Genomic DNA, 20,626 nt, shown 5'->3' with positions numbered 1-20,626 from the left:
GATGAAGACCGTCCTGCAGATTTCCGCATCCGTGCTGTCGCTGGCCGCGCTGCTGGCCGGCACGGCGGCCTCGGCGACCGACGTCGCGCAGCTGCCGCTGAAGGCCTCGGTGCTGGCCAAGCCCAACGTCATCTTCGCGATGGACGACTCGGGCTCGATGGACTGGGAGGTCCTGCTCGACACCACCTCGGGGCTGGCCTGGTGGAACGGCAGCACGATGTGGGACTCGAGCAAGGGCAAGCCGCTCAAGACCAACAGCAGCTACGACCCCTACGCCTTCCTGTTCCCGGTCGGCACCGCCACCGGCGGCCAGATCTACACCTACGACAGCGTCTACGGCCACGCGGCGCCGCCGACGCCGCAGTTCGCGTGGCTGCGCTCGGCGACCTTCAACCCGATCTACTACGACCCGGGCACGACCTACGCAGCCTGGTCGCCGGCCTACGTCGACCTGACCAGCAACAGCACCGACGACGGCAGCAAGCTCCCCTTCAGCAACGCCAGCACCAGTTCGACGCCCTCGCACCCGCTGTACCCAAGCGGCCCGGCGCTGGCGCTGGCCACCAGCTGGACGAGCAGCAACTCCAAGTTCAGCACCAACGGCTACACCTTCTACGCCCAGAAGGGCGTCAAGCTGCCCTCGGGCACCTACGTGAAGGCCAGCAGCACCACCAGCGGCGCCTGCAGCGGCAGCACCTGGCGCACGCTGACGGCCGAGGTCACGGTCTCGAGCGGCACCTGCCAGGCCGCGATCCCGTACTACCCCGCGACCTACTGGCATGCCGAGAGCTGCACCGTCGACTCCAGCACCTGCATCCTGGGGCCGGACGGCACGACCAAGCTGAAGAAGTACGAGATCACGAGCGGCAACACCTACCCTTCGGGGCGCAGCTACGCCGACGAACTGCAGAACTTCGCCAACTGGTTCAGCTTCTACCGCAAGCGCAAGCTGATGCTGGCCGGGTCCATGGGTGAGGTGCTGGAGGGCCTGACCGGGCTGCGCCTGGGTGTCGTCGCGTTCAACAACCTCAGCGCGGTGACGATGTACGACACCGACGCCACAGCCGCGAAGGACAACGGGCTGCGCGTCACCGGGCTGTTCTACAACAACGGCATGGAGATGAAGGGCACGCCGACGCACGCGACGGTGCGCTACATCGGCAAGCAGTACGACGAAAACCAGAACATCATCAAGTACGCCTGCCAGCGCAACAACACCTTCGTCGTCACCGACGGCTTCTCGAACACGGCCTCCTACTCCGACATCCCGAGCTACACCTCGAGCACCTACGGCTCCGGCTCGCCCTACGCGACGACGCCGACGGGGTCGCTGGCCGACCTGGCGCTGTCGCAGTACACGCTGCGGCTGCGCACCGGCCTGGCTGCCGGCAAGGTGCCCAAGAGCACGTCGACCGCGGCCAACGCCGACAAGAACACCAACCTGCACATCAACACCTACGCGATCTCGCTGGGCGTGCGCGGCTCGCTCTGGCCGACCGAGACCGACCCCTTCGAGGTCGCGCCGACCTGGGCGACGCCGGTGGCCGACGACCCGTCGATGATCGACGACCAGTGGCACGCGACGATCAACGGCCGCGGGCTGATGTTCCTGGCGACGACACCGACCGAGACCGCCAGCAGCATCCGCGCCATCCTCAACGACATCATCAGCCAGACCGGCGCCCAGAGCGGCGTCGCCGTCAGCACGGTGAACCTGACCCGCGGCGACGGCTACGCCTACATGGCGACCTACAACCCGAGCGGCTGGTCGGGCGACCTGACGGCCAACGTGATCGACCCGGCCACGGCCGAGATTTCGTCGACGGCGTCGTGGTCGGCCGATGCGCAGCTGCGGGCCCGCAACCTCACGACGAACCCGCGCGAGATCGCCACCCATGACGGCAGCGGCGGCGTGGCCTTCACGGCGACCAACATCGGTTCGACGGTCAACCCGAGTTCCGCCTACGGCGACAGCGCCGAACTCGTGGCCTATCTGCGCGGCGACCGCTCGCTCGAAGGCACGACCTACCGCTCACGCACCAGCCTGATTGGCGCGGTGATCAGCGCCGAGCCGGTCATCAGCCGCAGCGACGACATCGTCTACCTCGCCTCCGGTGAAGGCATGCTGCATGCCTTCGACATCGCCAAGAACACCGACGCCGACGGCGCGGAGACGATAGACGGCGACGAACTCTGGGCCTTCGTGCCGAACGCGGTGCTGCCCGAGATCGGCGAGACCGCCGAACGCGGCTACACCTTCAAGACCCGCCTGGACGGCACGCCGGCGATCGGCAAGACCGGAACCAGCAGCCGGCTGCTGGTCGCCGGCATGGGCGCCGCCGGCCGCGCCTACTACGCGCTGGACGTCAGCACGCCGCGCACGAACACCCAGTCCAACGCCGCCACCTGGGTGAAGTGGCAGTTCCCGGCCAGCACCAGCAGCACGTATTCGGCCAAGGTCGGTCAGACGCTGGGCAAGCCCTCCATCGTCAAGGTCGGCGAGGACGCCTACCGCGTGCTCGTGACCTCGGGCTACAACGCCACCGCCGATGGCTACGGCCGGCTGTTCGTGCTCGACGCCGCCGACGGCAGCGTGCTCAAGGAATACGTCACCAGCGAGGGTTCGCTGACGAACGAAGCCGGCCTGGCGCAGGTCTCGGCCTACCTCGAGGACGACGGCACCGTGCGCTACGTCTACGGCGGCGACCTGCTGGGCAACCTCTGGCGCTTCGACCTCTCGCTCGCACCCAGCGATGCCAACGCCGTGCTGAAGGTGGCCAAGTTCAGCAACAACGGCACCGCGCAGCCGGTGACGGCAGCTCCCGAACTGGCCGAAATCGACGGCAGACGCATCATCCTGATCGGCACCGGCCGGCTGCTGGACATCGGCGACTTCGGCAGCAGCGCGGTGCAGACCTTCTACGCCGTCTCCGACGGCTCGACGCTGACCAGCCCGCGCAGCACGCTGGTGCAGCGCACCTACACGCGCAACACCAGCACCGGCGACGGCACCCTCGCCGGCGACGACTTCACCTGGACCGCCAAACGCGGCTGGTACATGGACCTGCCGGCCGGCGAGCAGGCGAATACCCACCCGGCGCTGGCCTACGGCGCCATCACCTTCACCACCAACGTGGCCGGCGCGACCGACTGCACGGCGTCGTCCTGGCTCTACGTCCTGGACTACCAGACCGGCAAGACTTACGAGAACTCGTCGCTGGTCTCGACGCAGATCTCGACGGTGGCCAACTCCTCGGGCGTGAACGCCGTCGTCACCACCGACGGCAAGGTTCGTGGTCTGGTGCAGACCGGTGACGGAGAGGCCGCGACCAAGGACCTCGCGCTCAAGCCCACCATCCCCGCGGCCCGCAACTCCTGGCGCGAAGTCCGCCGCGACGAGGACTGAGCACGATTTCACGTGCGAGGGCTGAGCCTGGACCTAGGTCGCCGGAAGGCGCGTACGCCTGCAGAAGGCCCGAACGCGATTTCACGCGCGGGGAATGAAGCGCCGCCCGCGCTCAGGCTCCCGGATCGTCCCGGCCACCCTCGAGGTGGCCGGCGTCGTTCCAGCCTACCAGCACGAGCGCGCCGTCGGCGTGCAGCAGCCGGTTGATGCTGGCGTTGCCCAGCGTCCAGCTGCGCGGCGCGTCCAGCGCGATGCGGGTCGCGGCGCGGTACAGGCAGTCGAGCACGCCGCCGTGCGCGACCAGCGCCAGCGCCTGCCCCGGGTGGCGCGCGGCGAGTGCGAGCACGGTGTCGACGACGCGGCGGTAGAAGTCGGTCAGGCGTTCGCCGCCATCGGCGCCCCAGTCGGGGTCGCGCCGGCGCCAGCGCTGCGCCTGCTCGGGCCAGCGCTGCTGGATCTCGGCGAAGGACAGGCCCTCGAAGCAACCGAAGGCGCGTTCGCGCAGCCCCGGCTCGGGCCGCACCGCCAGCCCGGTGACGGCGCCCAGCGCCGCGGCGGTGTCGGCGGCGCGCGCCAGGTCGCTGCTGTAGATCGCCTGCAGGCCCTCGTCGGCCAGCGCCTGCGCGGCGCGCCCGGCCTGCCAGCGGCCGTGGGCGTTCAGGCCGATGTCGAGCTGTCCCTGGATGCGCTGGCCGACGTTCCAGTCGGTCTCGCCGTGGCGCAGCACGACGAGGCGGGTGGCCTCGTTCATCGCGCGCGGCGCCGCCGTGCGCCGCCCGTCACCGCGCCAGCCGCCGGTTCAGCGTGTAGGTGCCGGAGAAGGTGGCCTCGGCGCACACGTGGCCGGCCAGCGCCTCGCGCACCTGCTGGCCGCCGAAATCGCCCTCGAGCGGCAGGCGCTCGAGCACGACGGCGTAGAGCGTGAACACGTAGTGGTGCACCAGCGAGTCGTTGAACGGCGGGAACGGGCCGTCGTAGCCGTAGTAGCGGCCGGCGAACTGAGGGTCGTTGGCGAACCAGCCGGTGTAGTCGTTGAGCCCCTGGCGCGCACCGTTGGGCAGGCCCGGGCCGGGTTTGCCGCGGGCGCTGAAGCCGCGGCTGTACTCGCCTTCGGCGATCACCGCGGGCCGCGGCGGCAGGTCGACCAGCAGCCAGTGGAAGAAGTCGGTGCGCGGCAGTTCGGCCGGCACCTCGCGGTCGGGCTGGTTGACGTCGTCGGGGCGGCTGGGCACGTCGAAGTCGTGGCAGATCAGCACCAGCGAACGCGCCGTCGCCGGCACATCGCTCCAGGCGAGATGCGGGTTCAGGTTCTCGCCGAAGCCGACCTGGCCGGACTCGTCGAGCCGGCCGGCGGCGTAGCAGGCCGGGATGCGGTCGCCGTTGGTCCAGCTGTCGCTCCAGAGTTTCATCGCCATTCCCTCTTGCTTTTCTTGCGCTGCCGCGGGCATGCCTGGTGAGCGGCCCGCCGTCCTAGACACCCCAGACGATGCTCTCGCCCTCGGCCTGGGCGCGCCGCAGCATCTGGATCATCGGCCAGGCGCGGCGGCGCAGCGAGACTGCGCTCGAGCCGGGCGCGTCGTCTGCGTCGCCGCCTTCGTCGTCAGCCGCCGAAGCCGCTTCGAGCGCCGCGATCGCCGCTGCCATCGCGCCGGGCTCGATGATGCCCTGAGGCGCGGGATCGCGCCCGAGCAGGCGCAGGATCTGGTCGCCGTGCGGCCCGAGCATGATCAGGTCGCCGGTCGCCTTGCTTCTGAACTTGTAGATCATGCGGCTGCTGGCGATTGGACGGATGCGCCGATTGTGCTCCGCGCAGCGCCCTCGCGCCCAGTTGCCCAGTCGCCCGCCCGGCCGTGAGGCCGTCGGCGGCGCTCAGCGCACCAGCCGGATGTGGCGGCCGCCGGCCGTCGGCATCGGCCGGGGCCGGGGCGGCGGCAGGTGGCGCTCGAAGGCGGCGGCGTCCATCGCCGGCGCGTACAGGTAGCCCTGGAAAGCGTCGCAGCCCAGGTCGGCGAGGAAGCGGCGCTGGGCCTCGGTCTCGACGCCTTCGGCGGTGACACGTTTGCCCAGTGCCTGCGCGAGCTGGATGATGGCGCGCACCAGGCCGACGTCGGTGTCGTCGTCGGGCAGGCCCGAGACGAAGCTGCGGTCGATCTTCAGGCGCCCGATCGGCACGCGCTTGAGCGAACCCAGGCAGGAGTAGCCGGTGCCGAAGTCGTCGAGCGCCAGCTGCACGCCCAGGCGCTGCAGCGCGTGCAGCCGCTCCAGCGCCTCGTCGGCCTTGTCGACGAGGATGGACTCTGTCAGCTCCAGCTCCAGCAGGTGCGCCGGCAGGCCGCTGACGGCGAGCACGTCGGCCACCTGGGCGACGAAGTCGGGCTGGCGGAACTGCAGCGCCGAGACGTTGATCGCCACCGTCAGCGAACGCCCGGCCTCGTGCCACAGCGCCGCCTGGCGCACCGCCTGCGACAGCACCCAGTTGCCCAGCGTGACGATGAAGCCGCTGTCCTCGGCCACCGGGATGAAGGCCGCCGGTGCGATCTCGCCGAGCTGCGGGTCGCGCCAGCGCAGCAGCGCCTCGGCGCCGGCGACGGCGCCGTCGCGGAAGCGGATCTGCGGCTGGTAATGCAGCCGGAAGCGCCCGTCCTTCAGCGCCTCGCGCATCGCGTGCACCATGCGCACGTGCGAATGCGCCTCGCCGCCGGGCACCGGCTCGGCGAAGCGGAAGCTCGCGCGGCCGGCCGCCTTGGCGGTGCGCACCGCGGCCTCGGCCTGGCGCACCAGGTCGTCCAGTGCCTGGCCGTCCTGCGGACAGAGCGCGATGCCGACGCTGCAGCTGAGCGAGAACGGCGTGCCGTCGGCGTCGAAGGGCTGGGTGTTGACGACGCTCAGCACGCGCATCACCGCCTTCTCGGCGCTGACGCGGTCGGCGTCCTGCAGCAGCGCGGCGAACAGGTCGCCGCCGATGCGCGCCAGCACGTCCTGCGAACGCAGCGCCGCACCGATGCGCTCGCCGACCTCGCACAGCACGCGGTTGGCGACCTGCTGGCCGAAGCTGTCGTTGACGCGACGGAAGTGGTCCAGGTCGACGACCAGCAGGGCGAACTGCTGCTGGTCGCGGCGCCAGCGCTGGCCGGCCTCGGCCACCTTCTCGGCCAACAGGCCGCGGTTGGGCAGGCGCGTCAGCGCGTCGTGCGAGGACAGCGCCTGCGACAGCGCCCGCACCTTGACGAGTTCGGTCAGGTCGCTGAACGAGTAGACGCGCCCCTGCGGCCCGCTGCGGCCCCACAGCGGGCGCGTCACGCGCTGCACGATCTGGCCATCGGCGAGCTCGAGCCGCTCGGTCGAGGACAGCAGCGGCGCCGAACGCAGCGCGGTCAGGCGGCGCTCGTAGGCCTCGCCGTCCAGCGTGCGGCGGCGCATCCAGTCGTGCAGCGCGGCGCTGTCGCGCGTTTCGAGCAGGTCCTCGGGCAGGCCCCAGATCTGCGCGAAGCGGCGGTTGAAGGCACGCACGCGGCCGTCCAGGTCGGTGACGAGAATGCCGTCGCCGGTCGACTCGAGCGTCGCCTGCAACTCCGCGACCACGGCCTCGCGTTCGTCCTCGGCCCGCTGCTCGGCACGCCGGTCGCGCAGGGTCACGAGCGCGTGCGTCGGCACGCCGCCGGCGCCCGCGGGCAGCGGCTGCACGTGGCGCTCGACCTGGATCGTGCCGCCGCCGGCGCTGCAGACCAGGCTGTCCGAACGCAGCGGAGCGTAGCGCCCGGTGGCGATCTCGTTCCAGTAGGCCTGGTCCTCGGGCGTCGCCAGCCAGTGCGTGGTGCGCTGGCCTTGCAGCGTCGCCACCGGCAGGTCCAGCAGGCGCGCGGCCTCGGGATTGGCGGCGACGACGGTCTGCCCCGCCAGCTCGACGATCCAGGCGGCCAGCGGCAGGCTGTCGAGCAGCGGCCGCCAGGCGGCGACGGCGTTCACGCGCCGACCTCCGCGTCCAGCGACTCCAGCTCGGCATGCGTGGGTGCCGGCTCGAAGAAGTAGGTCAGGCGCTGGCGCGGCGCGAGGTACTCGAGCGCCTCGCGCGGCAGCCGCGACGGGCTCAGGCTGCGGCGGATGCCGACCTCGGGCTCTTTCTCCAGGTCCAGGTAGAGCGCGTCGTCGCGCGCCACACGCGGGTCGTGCACCAGCAGCCGCGGGCGCAGCGGGCGCGACGAGTTGACGCTGACGACCATCGCGTAGCGCTCGTCGGAGAGCTGCACGACCGAACCCGCCGGGTACACGCCCATCATCTTGATGAAGGCGTTGAGCACGGTGGTGTCGTACTTGCTGCGCGACTGGGCAAAGAGGATGGACAGCGCCTCGTGCGGCGTCATCGCGCGCGCCAGCAGCGCCGGGTTGCACAGGTTGTCGTAGCGGTTGACGAGCGCGACGATGCGCGCGCCGGTGGCGATGCGCTCCCCCGTCAGCCGCATCGGGAAGCCCGTGCCGTCGGCCAGTTCGTGGTGCTGGGCCAGCACCAGCATCGCCGCCGGCGCCAGCATCATGCGCCGGCCCGTCGCCACGCCACGTGCGACGTGGTCGCGGTAGGCATTGAGTTCAGCGCTGGTGAAGCCGTCTTCCAGGTGGTGCAGGCGGTCGGGGATGTCGAGCTTGCCGATGTCGTGCAGCAGCGAGCCCACGCCCAGGTCCAGCATCTCGTCGCGCGCCAGGCCGAAGCCGCGGCCGAGCAGCAGCGAGATCACGGCGACGTTGAGCGCGTGCGCGGTGGCGCGGTCGCCGGCACCGCTGCTGAGCAGCCGGATGCACATCTCGCCGTCGACCAGCATCTTGTCCAGCAGCGCGCTGGTCAGCGACTCGGTCGTCGTGCGCGCTTCCTCGGGACGCTGCGGCACGACGTCGATGGCGTCGCGCCAGATCCGGCCGGCCTCGACGTACTGGCGTTCGCAGAGCTGGGTGGCGGCACGCTGAGCCGCCAGCAGTTCACGCCGCCGGCGCGCCGCACGCTGCTCGGCGGTTTCGAACGAAGCCGCCCGGGCTTCGTCGCGGGCGCGGGCACTGCGCGCTGGCGGCGGCTCGAGCGCGCTGCGTTCGGGCGACCAGCGCAGGCGCTGCAGCCCGAGCGAGCGGATCGTCGAGATCTGTTCGGACGAATGGATCCGGAAGCTCGACAGCGGGAACGGATGCGACATCCACCCCAGATCCAGGTGGATGTACATGCCGACCTGCAGGTCCTGGACGCCTATCGTTTGCGACATCGTTGTGGGTACTGGTGTTCGAGACCGGACTGTGACGGGCATTCCGGTCGCTATCGTCACCATTTCGGCCGCCCCGGCGAATACTTGAACGCCAGGCAGATGCGGCGTGTGACGCCTGCACGATGAGCCGCGGCACCGCCCGCCCGCTCAACGCACCGGAAGTGAGCATAACCACCGCAACTCGCCCCGTTTCCGTGCGCCCTTCTGATCTGGCGCACCCCGTTGGCATCCCCGGCGGCTGACACTGGCACGAACCACAGGAGAGGGCCGGTCAAAAGCGGGCCCGTCGTGCCATGAGCGTTGTCGAGATCCTGAAAGTGCTGCTCCCCGACCTGGAGTCGCAGCAAGAACGTGACGAGCAATACCTCGCCGAGTCCGAAGACGACGGCGATCTCGAGCGCAGGCTGCACGAGATCGAGCTGCGTGGTCGCGACGTACCGTCGCAGGCGATCGCGCTCGGGCTGTACGAGCGCTGATCAGCCCAGCCAGGCCGCGAACGCGGCCGCGACCTGCGCCGGGTCGCTGAAGACGACGAAGGCGACACCCGCGACCGCACCACCGAGGTGCGCGTCGTGGTTGACGCGGCCGAAATCCTGGCGCGAGGCCCAGATCGTGTACGCCAGATAACCCAGCGCGAACAGCGGCGCGGGCAGCGGCACCGGCAGCGGGAACACGTAGAGCGAGCCGGTCGGGAAGTACACGATGGACGCGAACAGCACCGCCAGCACCGCACCCGAGGCGCCGAGCGTGGCGTAACCCGGCTCGCGCCGGTGCTGCAGCCAGGTGCCGACCGAGCTGGCGACGATGCCGAAGGCATAGAGCGCGGCGAAGGCGCCGCTGCCGATGCGGCGTTCGAGCATGAACGCGAACGCCCAGAAGGTGAAGGCGTTGAACAGCAGGTGCGGGAAGTCGGCGTGCAGGAAGGCCGAGCTGACGACGCTCGTCCATTCGCCGCGGCGCACGAGCCAGAACGGCCGGAACAGGCCGCGTTCGAGCCAGTCGTGGCGGCGGGTCAGCGCGATCGCGCTGGCGCCGACGATCACCAGCAGCAGCAGGGTCGAAACCGGGGCACCGAACATGGAGTGTCAGCGGGCCGCGATCATACGAGCACCCTTCGGCCTGCCGGCCGGTCCCGCCAGGCGGGAATGAGCCCCGGACAAGTCCTGAGCGCTCATGCCGGCAGTTCGTCCCAGGGTGCGACGCCGGCCGCCGTAGCGGCCGTGGCCGCCGGTGCCGCAGCGGCGGCAGGGGCCGCAGCAGGCGCCGCGGCCGGCACGCCCTCCTGGCGCTCGGCCCAGCCGCCCAGCGCCTCGACCAGGTCGGCGATCAGCTTCGAGAGCTCGCCGGTGACGATGGCGACGTCGGCGTCGAAGTCGCGGCCTTCGCGCTGCGCCTGGGCCTCGACCTGTTCGAGCACGCCGTCGAGCAGCTTGATCTTCTTCAGCGCCATCGATTCCGACAGCACGAAGGACACACGGGCGTTCCAGGTCAGCGCCAGCTGCGTCGGCAGCTTGCCCTGGCGGATGTGTTCGCCGATCTCGTCGAGTTCGAGCGTGTGGCGCGCGTAGCGCACCGCGGCCTTCTCGCTGTCGGGCTGCTTCAGCTCGCAGTCGCGGTCGATCGTGAAGCCGCCCGGTGCCTCCTTGTCGCCCAGCCACGCGGCCATCGCGGTGGCCGGCGCCAGCTGCGTCTGCGCCAGGCCGAGGCGGAAACTGCCGCCCAGCAGCTCGACCAGGCGGGTGACGATGGCGTCGGCCTTCTTCGCGCCGGTGACGCCGATGACGACCAGCCCGGCCTGCGGTGCGATCCAGACCATGGTCGCCGAACGTTTGGGGAAGGCACGCGGCAGCAGCTCGCGCACGATCTCGTCCTTCAGTTCCTTGGCGCGTTTGCCCTTGGGGCGGCGGCCGGTCTCCTGCTCGATGGCGTCGAGCCGGCGTTCGAGTTCGTCCTTGACGACGCCACCGGGCACGGCCTTGGTCTCGGCACGCAGCTTCAGGATGATCTGGCCGCCGACGCTCTCGGCAAGCGCGCCGTGGTTCTCGCCGCGGGGCTCGACGAAACCCGAGGATTCGGGCTCGCTGGCGCCGCAGGCGACGAAACGGGCGCCGTCCAGACGTTCCTCGATCGTGGCCAGATCGGGCGCGTCCCAGTGTTCGATGCGGTAGACGAGAGCGTTCTTGAACATGTGGCGGCAATCGGGCGCGGCCCGGGCGGCAGGGAAACCAGCGAATCTAGCAGGTCGCGCGGACAGGGCCGGCCAGGCCCCGAGTGCCGCGGATAATCCGCCGCGCGTGCCGCCCCGGCACGCGCCGACCGCTGCCGCCCGTGTCCGCCGTACCCGACCTACCGCCCCCCGTCCCCGATCTCCAGGTTCCGCTGCTCGACCCGTCCGTGCCGCGCCGGGCGCGTGCACTGATGCTGCAGGGCACCTCGTCCGACGTCGGCAAAAGCCTGCTCGTGGCCGCGCTGTGCCGCGCCTACACGCGCCGCGGCCTGGTCGTGCGCCCGTTCAAGGCGCAGAACATGAGCAACAACGCCGCGGTGACGGCCGACTCCGACCTGCCGCCCAACGCCGACGGCAGCCGCCCACGCGGCGAGATCGGCCGCGCCCAGGCGCTGCAGGCGCGCGCCTGCGGCGTCGCGCCGTCGATCCACCACAACCCGGTGCTGCTCAAGCCCCAGAGCGGCGTCGGCTCGCAGGTGGTGCTGCGCGGGCGTGCGCTCGGCAACTGGCCGGCGCGCCACTATCACAACCTGAAGCCGCTCTTGATGCCGGCGCTGCTGGACAGCTACCGCCGCGTCGCCGCCGAAGCCGACCTCGTGATCGTCGAAGGCGCCGGCAGCGGCACCGAGGTCTACCTGCGCCACTGCGACATCACCAACATGCGCCTGGCCGAGGACGCCGACCTGCCGGTGGTGCTGGTCACGGACAACGACCGCGGCGGCGCCATCGCCGCCGTCGTCGGCAGCCACGTGCTGCACACGCCGGCCGAACGGGCGCGCGTCGTCGGCTACGTCGTCAACAAGTTCCGCGGCCAGTTCTCGCTCTACGAACCCGGCTGCCGCGTGATGAGCGAGCTCACCGGCTGGCCGCTCTTGGGTGTCGTCAACTGGTTCGACGGCGCGGTGCGCCTGCCGGCCGAAGACGCGCTGGCGCTGGAACGGGCGCTGCCCGGCGACGGCCAGGGCGTGAAGATCGTCGTGCCGCAGCTTGGCCGCACCGCCAACTTCGACGACCTGGACCCGCTGGCGGCCGAAGCCGGCGTCGCGCTGCACTGGCTGCACCCGGGGCAGGCACTGCCGGCCGACACCGACCTGGTGCTGCTGCCGGGCAGCAAGACCACACGCGCCGACCTCGAGACCCTGCACCGCGAAGGCTGGGCCACCGACATCCTGGCGCACGTGCGCCGCGGCGGGCGGGTCGTCGGCCTGTGCGCGGGCTTCCAGATGCTGGGCCGCGTCGTGCGCGACCCCGACGGCATCGAAGGCGCGCCCGGCTCGACGCCGGGCCTGGGGCTGCTGGACATCGAGACCGTGATCACGCGCGACAAGCGCCTGGTCGAGGTCGACCGCCTGGACCAGGCCAGCGGCTGCCGCGTGCGCGGCTACGAGATGCACATGGGCCGCACCGAAGGCGCCGGGCTGGCGCGCCCCTGGCTGCGGCTGGACGAGGGCGGCCGCGAGGCACCCGAAGGCGCGGTCTCGGCCGACGGCCGCGTGATGGGCAGCTACGTGCACGGACTGTTCGCTGCCGACAGCTTCCGCCGCCACTTCCTCGAGCGCATCGGCGCCCAGCGTTCGGCGCTGGACTACGAGGCCCAGGTCGAGGCGACGCTGGACGCGCTCGCCGATCACGTCGCCGACGACCTGGACCTGGACGCGCTGCTGGCGCTGGCGCGGTGACGGCCGACGACCCGGTCGGGTTCACGCCGGCCCCGGCGGCGCCGCGGCGCGCGCGCCGGCTGATGGTGCAGGGCACCGGCTCGGACGTCGGCAAAAGCCTGCTCGTCGCCGGCCTGGCGCGCGCCTACGCCCGGCGCGGCCTCGTCGTGCAGCCGTTCAAGGCGCAGAACATGAGCAACAACGCCGCCGTCGCCGGCGAGGCCGAAGGCGCCGCCAGCGGCGAGATCGGCCGCGCCCAGGCGCTGCAGGCGCGTGCCGCCGGCGTGCCGCGTTCGGTGCACCAGAACCCGGTGCTGCTGAAACCCGAGACCGACGTCGACGCCCAGGTGGTGCTGCGCGGGCGGGTGCTCGGGCGCTGGCCGGCCGCCGGCTACCAGGCGCTGAAACCCCGGCTGCTGCCGGCCGTGCTCGACAGCCTGGAGCGGCTGTCGCAGCAGGCCGACCTGGTGCTGGTCGAGGGCGCCGGCTGCGGCGCCGAGGCCTATCTGCGGCCGCAGGACATCAGCAACATGGGCCTGGCCGAAGCCGCCGACCTGCCGGTGCTGCTGCTGGGCGACGAGTCGCGCGGCGGCGTCAGCGCCGCGGCCATCGGCCACCATGCGCTGTGGTCGGCGAGCGAGCGTGCGCGTGTCGCCGGGCTGGTCGTCAACAAGTTCCGCGGCGACCCGGCGATCTTCACGCCGGCCGCCACACAGATCACCGCCGCCACCGGCTGGCCGCTGCGCGGCCTGGTGCGCTGGTTCGACGGCGCCGCGCGGCTGCCGCAGGAAGACTCGCTGGCGCTGGACGCCGCGGCGCGGCGGCGTGCGCGCGGCGGCAGCCTGGTCGTCGCGGTGCTGCGCACGCCGCGCCTGGCCAACGCCGACGACCTGGACCCGCTGGCGGCCGAACCCGGCGTCACGCTGCGCTGGGTGCAGCCGGGCGAGCCGATTCCGCGCGAGGCGGCGGTCGTCGTGCTCGCCGGCTCGAAAGCCACGCGCGCCGACCTCGAACACGTCTTCGCCCAGGGCTGGCAGCACGACCTGCACGCCCACGTGCGCCACGGCGGCCGCGTCGTCGGCCTGTGCGCGGGCTTCCAGATGCTGGGCCGCGCCGTGCACGACCCCGAGGGCCTGGAAGGCGAGCCCGGCTCGACGCCGGGGCTGGGGCTGCTGGACATCGAGACCACGATCACGGCGGACAAGCGCCTGCTCGACCTGGACGCGCTCGACGCCGCCAGCGGCCTGCGCGTGCGCGGCTACGAGATGCACATGGGCCGCAGCACCGGAGCCGGGCTGGCGCGCCCCTGGCTGCGGCTGGACGAGGGCGGCGGCGCACGCGCCGAAGGCGCGGTCTCGGCCGACGGCCGCGTGATGGGCAGCTACGTGCACGGGCTGTTCGCCGCCGACGGCTGGCGCCGGCGCTGGCTGGACAGCCTCGGCGCCGTCGGCACCGGCGTCGACTACGAGGCCCGCGTCGAAGCCCTGCTCGACGCCTACGCGGCGCAGCTCGAAGCCGACCTGGACCTGGACGCGCTGCTGGCGCTGGCGCGCTGAGGGACGTTCAAGGCCGGAAGGTCCTGAAAGCCAGGCTCAGGCCCCCGACTCGTCCGGCAGCGCGTTCTCCGGCGCCGCGGTGTAACGCCGCGTCTGCGGCAGCCCGCGCCAGTGCACCGGGCGTTCCAGCCACTTCTGGATGAAGCCCCAGGACTGGCGGTAGCCGTCGTGCGGCAGCGTGCAGTTGGAGCAGTCCTTGCGCTTGACGCCGTTGGCGCTGACGAAGACCTCGTAGTTGCCGGGGCACTCGAGCGCGCTCAGCGGGCAGTAGCAGAACAGGCAGTTGAACTCGCGCTTGACACCCTGGTGGCACGGATAGAACGGGCAGGCGCTGTTGGTGAAGCCCTTGAAGGCCTCGTTCGTCGTGGTGTCCTTGGGCTGCATCGCGGCTCCGTTCGGCTGAACAAGGATGCTACCGAAGCGGGCGCTCCGCGTCGGCGAAGGGGCCTCGTTATCATCGCCGCCGCCCGGCGCCGACGAAAGACGAATCTGCATCCCCAGCACGAACTGATACTCGGCGGCCAGCGCAGCGGCAAGACGCGCCAGGCCGAAAACCGCGCCATCGCCTGGCTGCGAACGCCGGGCCACGAGGCCGTGGTCGTCGCCACGGCCACCGTCAGCGACGACGAGATGGCCGCGCGCATCGCACGCCACCGCGCCGACCGCGCCGCGCTGCTGCCGCGCGCCGGCTGCGTCGAGGAGCCGCGCGAACTGGCAGCGGTGATCCGCCTGCACTCGGCACCGCAGCGCCTGCTGGTCGTCGACTGCCTGACGCTGTGGCTGACCAACCTGCTGGTACCCGAAGCCGTCGGCAGCAGCAGCCCCGCGCTCGACGACACCGGCTGGCACGCGGCGCGTGCCGACTTGTGCGCCGCGCTGGCGGCAGCCCCGGGGCCGGTGGTGCTGGTGTCCACCGAGATCGGCCTGGGCAGCGTGCCGGCCGACGCCGCGACGCGGCGCTACATCGACGCGCTCGGCGACCTGCACCGCGAGGTCGGCGCCGCCTGCGCGCGTGTCAGCTGGGTCGTCGCCGGGCAGGCGCTGGCCGTCAAGGCCTGAGCGCGACTTCACGCGCTCCCGGCCGACGGCCGCTGCCGTTACAGCCGGAAGACTTCCACCGCATCGCGCAGCCGGCGCGCCTGTTCCTTCAGGCTCTCGGCGGCGGCACCTGACTCCTCGACCAGCGCCGCGTTCTGCTGCGTCGCACGGTCGAGCTCGGCGACGGCGCGGTTGACCTCGCCGATGCCGGTGGACTGCTCGGTGGTCGCGCCGGTGATTTCCGCAATCGTCGTCGTCACGCGCGCCACGCTCTGCTCCAGCGCCGCCATCGCGCTGCCGGCCGTGGCCACCAGCGTGCTGCCGGCGTCGACACGCGTCACCGACTCGTCGATCAGCGTCTTGATCTCGCGTGCCGCCTGCGCGCTGCGCTGCGCCAGCGTGCGCACCTCGCCGGCGACGACGGCGAAGCCGCGGCCCTGCTCGCCGGCGCGTGCCGCCTCCACCGCCGCGTTCAGCGCCAGGATGTTGGTCTGGAAGGCGATGCCGTCGATGACGGCGATGATCTCGGTGATGCGGCGCGAGCTGTCGTTGATCGCGCCCATGGTCTCGACCACCTTGCCCACCGCCCGGCTGCCGCTGACGGCCGAAGCCGCCGCCTGCCCGGCCAGCTCGTGCGCCTGGCGCGCCGAGGCCGCCGTCGTCTGCACCGTGCCGGTCAGCTGCTCCATCGACGCCGCCGTCTGCTGCAGGTTGGCGGCGGTCTGCTCGGTGCGCGCCGACAGGTCGGCGCTGCCGACGGCGATCTCGGAGGACGCGGTGCCGATGTTGTCGACCGACGAGCGCACGCTGGCGATCGTCGCGCGCAGCGCCTTCACCGTGGCGTCCAGTTCGGCCATCAGGCTGTTGCGGTGCGGGGTGGCCAGCGACACCGTCAGGTCGCCGGCGGCCACGGCCTTCATCGCCGCCATCGCCTCGGCCGGTTCGCCGCCGATCTGGCGCAGCACCACGCGCGCGATCCAGAAACCGGCGACGCCGAGCGCCAGGATCACCGCGCCGGCCACCACCAGCGTCTTCAGCAGCGCCGCGTACACCTTGGCGTCGATGTCGTCCAGGTACAGGCCCGAACCCACCATCCAGTCCCAGCCGGGCACGTGCTGCATGTAGTTCATCTTCGGCAGCGGCACGGTCTGGCCGAGCTTGGGGTACAGGATCTGGGCGAAGGCCTTGCCGTCGGGGCTGGCCTTCAGCGGGTCGATCATCGCCTTGATGATGTCCACGCCGCTCGAGTCCAGCACCTTGCCGACCAGGCGCTGGCCGGCCCATTCGGGCCGAGCCGGGTGCACGACGTTGACCTGGTCCAGCGTCCAGACGAAGAAGTAGTCCTTGCCGTCGGGGCCCCAGCGCGCCTCCAGCATTGCGGCCTTGGCGGCGGCCTGGGCCTCTTCGACGCTCATCTTGCCGGCCTCGGCCTTCTGGCGGAAACCGTTGACGATGGAGAAGGCGGTCTGCACTGCGGCGACGATCTCGCTGCGGCGGTCTTCGACCAGCTGGTTGCGCAACTGCCAGGACGAGAGCGCGGCCAGCAGGCACAGCCCGGTGATCGCCAGCGTGGTGAGGCCGACGATCTTGGAACGGAACGACGAGAACAACTTCAAGGGGGACTCCGACGGCAAGGCCGCCCGCGGACCGGGCTGGCTGTTTTTTTCAATTCTGGCTTGCACGACGGCGCGTAACGCTGGCCGGCACCGCTGCCGACAAGAACGTCACGCACAACGCCCGAACGTCACCCACCCGGTGTCAGGACGGGATGCTTTTTGATCTGGATCAGAGATCGGGAGCCGGCCGCCTCGCTAGGCGCCGGCCCTGGCTCACAGCCGGAAGACTTCCACCGCATCACGCAGCCGGCGCGCCTGTTCCTTCAGGCTCTCGGCGGCGGCACCCGACTCTTCGACCAGCGCCGCGTTCTGCTGCGTCGCACGGTCGAGTTCGGCGACGGCGCGGTTGACCTCGCCGATGCCGGTGGACTGCTCGGTGGTCGCGCCGGTGATCTCGGAGATCGTCGTCGTCACGCGCGCCACGCTCTGCTCCAGCGCCGTCATCGCGCTGCCGGCCGTGGCCACCAGCGTGCTGCCGGCATCGACACGCGTCACCGACTCGTCGATCAGCGTCTTGATCTCGCGTGCCGCCTGCGCACTGCGCTGCGCCAGCGTGCGCACCTCGCCGGCGACGACCGCAAAGCCGCGGCCCTGCTCGCCGGCACGCGCCGCTTCGACCGCGGCGTTCAGCGCCAGGATGTTGGTCTGGAAGGCGATGCCGTCGATGACGGCGATGATCTCGGTGATGCGGCGCGAGCTGTCGTTGATCGCGCCCATGGTCTCGACCACCTTGCCTACCGCCCGGCTGCCGCTGATGGCCGAAGCCGCGGCCTGCCCGGCCAGCTCGTGCGCCTGGCGCGCCGAGGCCGCCGTCGTCTGCACCGTGCCGGTCAGTTCCTCCATCGACGACGCCGTCTGCTGCAGGTTGGACGCCGTCTGTTCGGTGCGTGCCGACAGGTCGGCACTGCCGACCGCGATCTCGGAAGATGCCGTCGTGATGCTGTCGATCGAGCCGCGTACGCTGGAGATCGTGGTGCGCAGCGACTTCACCGTCGCGTCGAGCTCGGCCATCAGGCTGTTGCGATGCGCAGTTGCCAGCGACACCGTCAGGTCACCGGCGGCCACGGCCTTCATCGCCGCCATCGCGTCGGCCGGCTCGCCGCCGATCTGGCGCAGCACCACGCGTGCGATCCAGAAGCCGGCGACGCCGAGCGCAAGCACCAGCGCGCCGGTCAGCGCCAGCGCCTTGAGGAGGGCCACGCGCACCTGGGCCACGATGCCGTCCATGTACAGGCCGGAACCGACCATCCAGTCCCAGCCGGGAACACGCTGCGCGTACTGCAGCTTGGCCTGGGGCACGGTCTCGCCCGGCTTCGGGAACATCACCTCGATGAACATGCGGCCGTCGGGGCTGGCCTTCAGGCGGTCGAGCATCGCGGCGATGACGTCGACGCCGTTGGCGTCGAGCACCTTGCCGACCAGGCGCTGGCCGGCCCATTCGGGCTTGCTCGGCACGAGCACGTTCACCGAGTCCAGCGTCCAGATGTAGAAGTAGTCCTTGCCTTCGGGCCCGTAGCGCGAGTCGCGCAGCGCGGCGACGGCCGCGGCCTTGGCGTCGTCGACGCTCATCTTGCCGGCCTCGGCCTTGGCGCGGTAGCTGTCGACGATGGTCGCGGCCGACTGCACCGCGGCGACGAGTTCACCGCGTCGGCCATCGATCAACTGGTTGCGCAACTGCCAGAACGACAGCGCCGACAGCAGCAGCAGGCCCGCGATCGCGAGCACGATCAGGGCGACGATCTTGGAACGGAAGGTCGAAAGCAGGTTCAAGACGGGCTCCGGCACGGGCGCGCCCGGATGGCGGGCGGCCTCTTCGCCCAATGTCGGTCACGGCCCAGGTTCCTTGAGACCGATCAGAACTCGCCACCGGCACTAGGTCACGGGATCGTCGGCGGCAGCCGCGCCAGCGTGCCGCGGCGCAGCGACTCGGGGCGCTCGCGCCAGGGGATCTGGCCGTCTTCCAGCGCCTGGTGGCGCGCGGCGGCGGCCAGCAGGTCGGCGGCGCTGGCGGCGTCGGCCTGCAGGTCGCCAAACACGTAGCTGTATTTGCCCGGCGCCTGCAGCGCGGCGCTGCAGCTGCGGCCGCAGGCCGACAGGCAGGCGACGGCGCGCACGCGCGGCGCACCGGGATCGGCGGCGGCCAGCGCCTGCACGGCCTCGAAGAGCTGCTGGCCGGCGGCGACGCCGTCGCGCGGCGCGCCCGGCGGGCGGCAGGTGCTGCAGACCAGCAGCTCGGTGCTCTCGTTCATCGTCGTTCTCCGTCGAATCGGTTGGCCGGCACCCAGCGCGCGCCCCAGGCTTCGGCCCAGGCGGCGCAGCGGCCGATGGACACCGGGCCGTCGTCGTGGTCGACGATCACGACCTGGGCCGCGGCGCGTGGCGCCGGCGGCTCGCCGGGGCAGCGGCCATCGCTGAGCAGCCAGAGCCAGGCGCCGGGGTGGCGTTGCAGCACCGGCTCGGCAGCGGCCAGCGCCTGCATCCACGCCGCGGCGTCCCAGTCGACGGCCTCGGCATCGGGGGCGACGACGTAGGCGCCGCGCAGGCCGCACAGGCCCAGCGCCTTGTTCGGGCCGTGCAGCACGAACACCGCCTGGCGGTCGGCCCAGTTCCAGCGGCTCGCACCCTGCAGCCGCAGCGGCGCGTAGACGCCGTCCAGCACCGTCGGCACACGCTGCGGGTCGGGCGGCGGCGCGGCGTCCTGGCCCCGCGGGCTGGACGGCTCGCCCACCCAGCGCAGCGTCGCCGGCCCAGCGCCCGCCACCAGCACGGCGCGGCCGGCGGCACGCGCTGCGGTCGTGTAGTCGCCGTAGGCGTGGCGCGGCACCGCCACCGCGCCCGGCATCAGGCGCGCGCCGACGGCGCTGACGCGCTGGATGAACTCGCTCGCGCTGGCGGCGAACAGGATGCGGCCCGCCGGCACGCGGTGCCAGTCGGCCAGGCGCTCGCGCAGCGCGTGGTAGCCGGGGTCGGGGTAGGCACAGGGGTCGACACGCTGCAGCGCGTCCAGCACCTGCGGGCAGGGCCCGGCGGCGTTGGCGCAGGTCGAGAAGTCCCAGGCCGCAGCACCGTCGCGGCCGGGGCCGCCGTGCACGCGTGCCGGTGCCGGCTCGGGGTTGAAGGCCAGGCTTTGCGCCTGCGTCAGCCGGTCCATGTCGCACTCCCCATCAGCCAGATCAGCGCCGCCACCAGCGCGCCCAAGGCCGCCTGCTCTCCGATGGCCAGCGCACGTTCGAGCGCGGCCGCATCGGCGTCGCGGCCGCCGTCGTTCAGCGTGTAGACGCCCGGTTTGCCCAGGCGCACGCCCAGGCGCAGCGCCATCGCGCCCATGGGCCAGCCGCCGTTGGGCGACGGCGTGCGGCCGGCTTCGTGCCACAGCGGCGCCAGCCCGATCGCCGGGCGCCACAGCAGCGCGGCGGTCAGCCGCGCCGGCAGCCAGCCGAGCGCGTCGTCGGCGCGTGCAGCCCACTTGCCGGCCCACTCCCAGCGGCCGCGGTAGCCCCACATCGCGTCCAGCGTGTTCACCGCGCGCCAGGCCCAGGCGCCGGGCAGGCCGGCGACGCAGAACCAGAACAGCGGCGCGACGAAGGAGTCGTTCAGGTTCTCGGCCAGGGTCTCGATCGCGGTCTCGCGCACCGTGCGGGCGTCGAGCTGCTCGACGTCGCGGCTGCACAGCGAGCGCAGTCGCTGCCGCGCCGCCGCCAGCCCGCCGTCGGCGAAGGCACGTTCGACCGCGGCCACCTCGTCGCGCAGCATGCGCCAGGCGAATGCGGGTTTGAGCGCCAGCGCCAGCAGCGGCAGCGCCGCCCAGGCCGGCAGCTGCAGCAGCGCCGCCTGCAGCAGAGCCGCCAGCGCGGCGACGCTGCCGACCACCAGCCACCAGGC

18 protein-coding genes are annotated in these 20,626 nt (G+C 71.9%); 5 read left to right on the top strand and 13 right to left on the bottom strand.

Annotated elements, in window-relative coordinates:
- Position 1 precedes the first annotated feature (1 nt).
- Entirely contained in the window at positions 2-3,406 is a 3,405-nt protein-coding gene (locus tag CKO43_RS11990) for a pilus assembly protein (protein WP_200378768.1), read from the top strand.
- A 112-nt stretch (positions 3,407-3,518) separates the two neighbouring features.
- Here the strand turns inward: CKO43_RS11990 and CKO43_RS11985 are convergent, their stop codons facing one another.
- The 5 genes from CKO43_RS11985 to CKO43_RS11965 form a co-directional block, all read right to left on the bottom strand.
- Positions 3,519-4,157, bottom strand: coding sequence for a histidine phosphatase family protein (locus CKO43_RS11985; RefSeq protein WP_200230111.1), 639 nt, complete (start codon positions 4,155-4,157; stop codon positions 3,519-3,521).
- 28 nt (positions 4,158-4,185) lie between these two features.
- Positions 4,186-4,815, bottom strand: a complete 630-nt coding sequence (locus CKO43_RS11980; RefSeq protein WP_200230112.1) for a YbhB/YbcL family Raf kinase inhibitor-like protein — start codon at positions 4,813-4,815, stop codon at positions 4,186-4,188.
- A gap of 61 nt (positions 4,816-4,876) precedes the next feature.
- On the bottom strand, positions 4,877-5,173 hold the full coding sequence (locus CKO43_RS11975; RefSeq protein WP_200230114.1) for a DUF1840 domain-containing protein: 297 nt from the start codon (positions 5,171-5,173) through the stop codon (positions 4,877-4,879).
- A gap of 102 nt (positions 5,174-5,275) precedes the next feature.
- Positions 5,276-7,372 (bottom strand): EAL domain-containing protein, encoded by a 2,097-nt coding sequence (locus tag CKO43_RS11970; RefSeq protein ID WP_200230115.1) that lies wholly within the window; start codon positions 7,370-7,372, stop codon positions 5,276-5,278.
- Positions 7,369-8,649, bottom strand: coding sequence for an HD-GYP domain-containing protein (locus tag CKO43_RS11965; RefSeq protein WP_200378767.1), 1,281 nt, complete (start codon positions 8,647-8,649; stop codon positions 7,369-7,371). The genes CKO43_RS11970 and CKO43_RS11965 overlap by 4 nt, the downstream gene beginning before the upstream one ends.
- 317 nt (positions 8,650-8,966) lie before the next feature.
- Between CKO43_RS11965 and CKO43_RS11960 the strand changes: the two genes are divergently transcribed.
- The gene (locus CKO43_RS11960; protein WP_346728248.1) at positions 8,967-9,125 is read left to right on the top strand and encodes a DUF3563 family protein; all 159 of its coding nucleotides are present in this window, start codon (positions 8,967-8,969) and stop codon (positions 9,123-9,125) included.
- On the opposite strand, the gene CKO43_RS11955 is transcribed toward CKO43_RS11960, so the two are convergent.
- Positions 9,126-9,728 carry a rhomboid family intramembrane serine protease gene (locus tag CKO43_RS11955; RefSeq protein ID WP_200378766.1) on the bottom strand — a complete coding sequence of 201 codons (603 nt, stop codon included), beginning with the start codon at positions 9,726-9,728 and terminating at the stop codon, positions 9,126-9,128. It abuts the gene before it with no gap.
- Positions 9,729-9,820: 92 nt separating this feature from the next.
- Positions 9,821-10,837 (bottom strand): recombination-associated protein RdgC, encoded by a 1,017-nt coding sequence (locus tag CKO43_RS11950; RefSeq protein ID WP_200378765.1) that lies wholly within the window; start codon positions 10,835-10,837, stop codon positions 9,821-9,823.
- Positions 10,838-11,067: 230 nt separating this feature from the next.
- Between CKO43_RS11950 and CKO43_RS11945 the strand changes: the two genes are divergently transcribed.
- Together CKO43_RS11945 and CKO43_RS11940 are read left to right on the top strand one after the other, a co-directional pair.
- On the top strand, positions 11,068-12,555 hold the full coding sequence (locus tag CKO43_RS11945) for a cobyric acid synthase (protein ID WP_242481137.1): 1,488 nt from the start codon (positions 11,068-11,070) through the stop codon (positions 12,553-12,555).
- Positions 12,552-14,090: a cobyric acid synthase gene (locus tag CKO43_RS11940; RefSeq protein ID WP_346728247.1), complete on the top strand. Its 1,539-nt coding sequence runs from the start codon at positions 12,552-12,554 to the stop codon at positions 14,088-14,090. Before CKO43_RS11945 ends, CKO43_RS11940 begins: the two co-directional genes overlap by 4 nt.
- A 36-nt stretch (positions 14,091-14,126) precedes the next feature.
- On the opposite strand, the gene CKO43_RS11935 is transcribed toward CKO43_RS11940, so the two are convergent.
- Positions 14,127-14,474 carry a cysteine-rich small domain-containing protein gene (locus CKO43_RS11935; RefSeq protein WP_200378764.1) on the bottom strand — a complete coding sequence of 116 codons (348 nt, stop codon included), beginning with the start codon at positions 14,472-14,474 and terminating at the stop codon, positions 14,127-14,129.
- A 69-nt stretch (positions 14,475-14,543) separates the two neighbouring features.
- Between CKO43_RS11935 and CKO43_RS11930 the strand changes: the two genes are divergently transcribed.
- Complete coding sequence (locus tag CKO43_RS11930) at positions 14,544-15,149, top strand: bifunctional adenosylcobinamide kinase/adenosylcobinamide-phosphate guanylyltransferase (RefSeq protein ID WP_346728249.1); 606 nt, start codon at positions 14,544-14,546, stop codon at positions 15,147-15,149.
- A 38-nt stretch (positions 15,150-15,187) separates the two neighbouring features.
- Here the strand turns inward: CKO43_RS11930 and CKO43_RS26215 are convergent, their stop codons facing one another.
- From CKO43_RS26215 to cbiB, 5 genes are all read right to left on the bottom strand, one after another.
- The gene (locus tag CKO43_RS26215) at positions 15,188-16,744 is read right to left on the bottom strand and encodes a methyl-accepting chemotaxis protein (RefSeq protein WP_200230122.1); all 1,557 of its coding nucleotides are present in this window, start codon (positions 16,742-16,744) and stop codon (positions 15,188-15,190) included.
- A 213-nt stretch (positions 16,745-16,957) separates the two neighbouring features.
- Positions 16,958-18,514, bottom strand: a complete 1,557-nt coding sequence (locus CKO43_RS11920; RefSeq protein ID WP_200378763.1) for a methyl-accepting chemotaxis protein — start codon at positions 18,512-18,514, stop codon at positions 16,958-16,960.
- Positions 18,515-18,621: 107 nt separating this feature from the next.
- On the bottom strand, positions 18,622-18,993 hold the full coding sequence (locus tag CKO43_RS11915) for a DUF1636 family protein (RefSeq protein ID WP_200378762.1): 372 nt from the start codon (positions 18,991-18,993) through the stop codon (positions 18,622-18,624).
- Entirely contained in the window at positions 18,990-19,895 is a 906-nt protein-coding gene (locus tag CKO43_RS11910; RefSeq protein ID WP_242481136.1) for a PLP-dependent aminotransferase family protein, read from the bottom strand. Before CKO43_RS11910 ends, CKO43_RS11915 begins: the two co-directional genes overlap by 4 nt.
- The coding region (cbiB, locus tag CKO43_RS11905) for an adenosylcobinamide-phosphate synthase CbiB (protein WP_200378761.1) at positions 19,883-20,626 on the bottom strand (744 nt) is incomplete at its 5' end. The genes cbiB and CKO43_RS11910, both read right to left, overlap by 13 nt.

The organism is Rubrivivax gelatinosus (assembly GCF_016583785.1).
GTDB lineage: Bacteria > Pseudomonadota > Gammaproteobacteria > Burkholderiales > Burkholderiaceae_C > Rubrivivax > Rubrivivax gelatinosus_B.
Note: the sequence above shows the minus strand (reverse complement) of the source record. Positions and strands in the feature narration are given on the sequence as shown.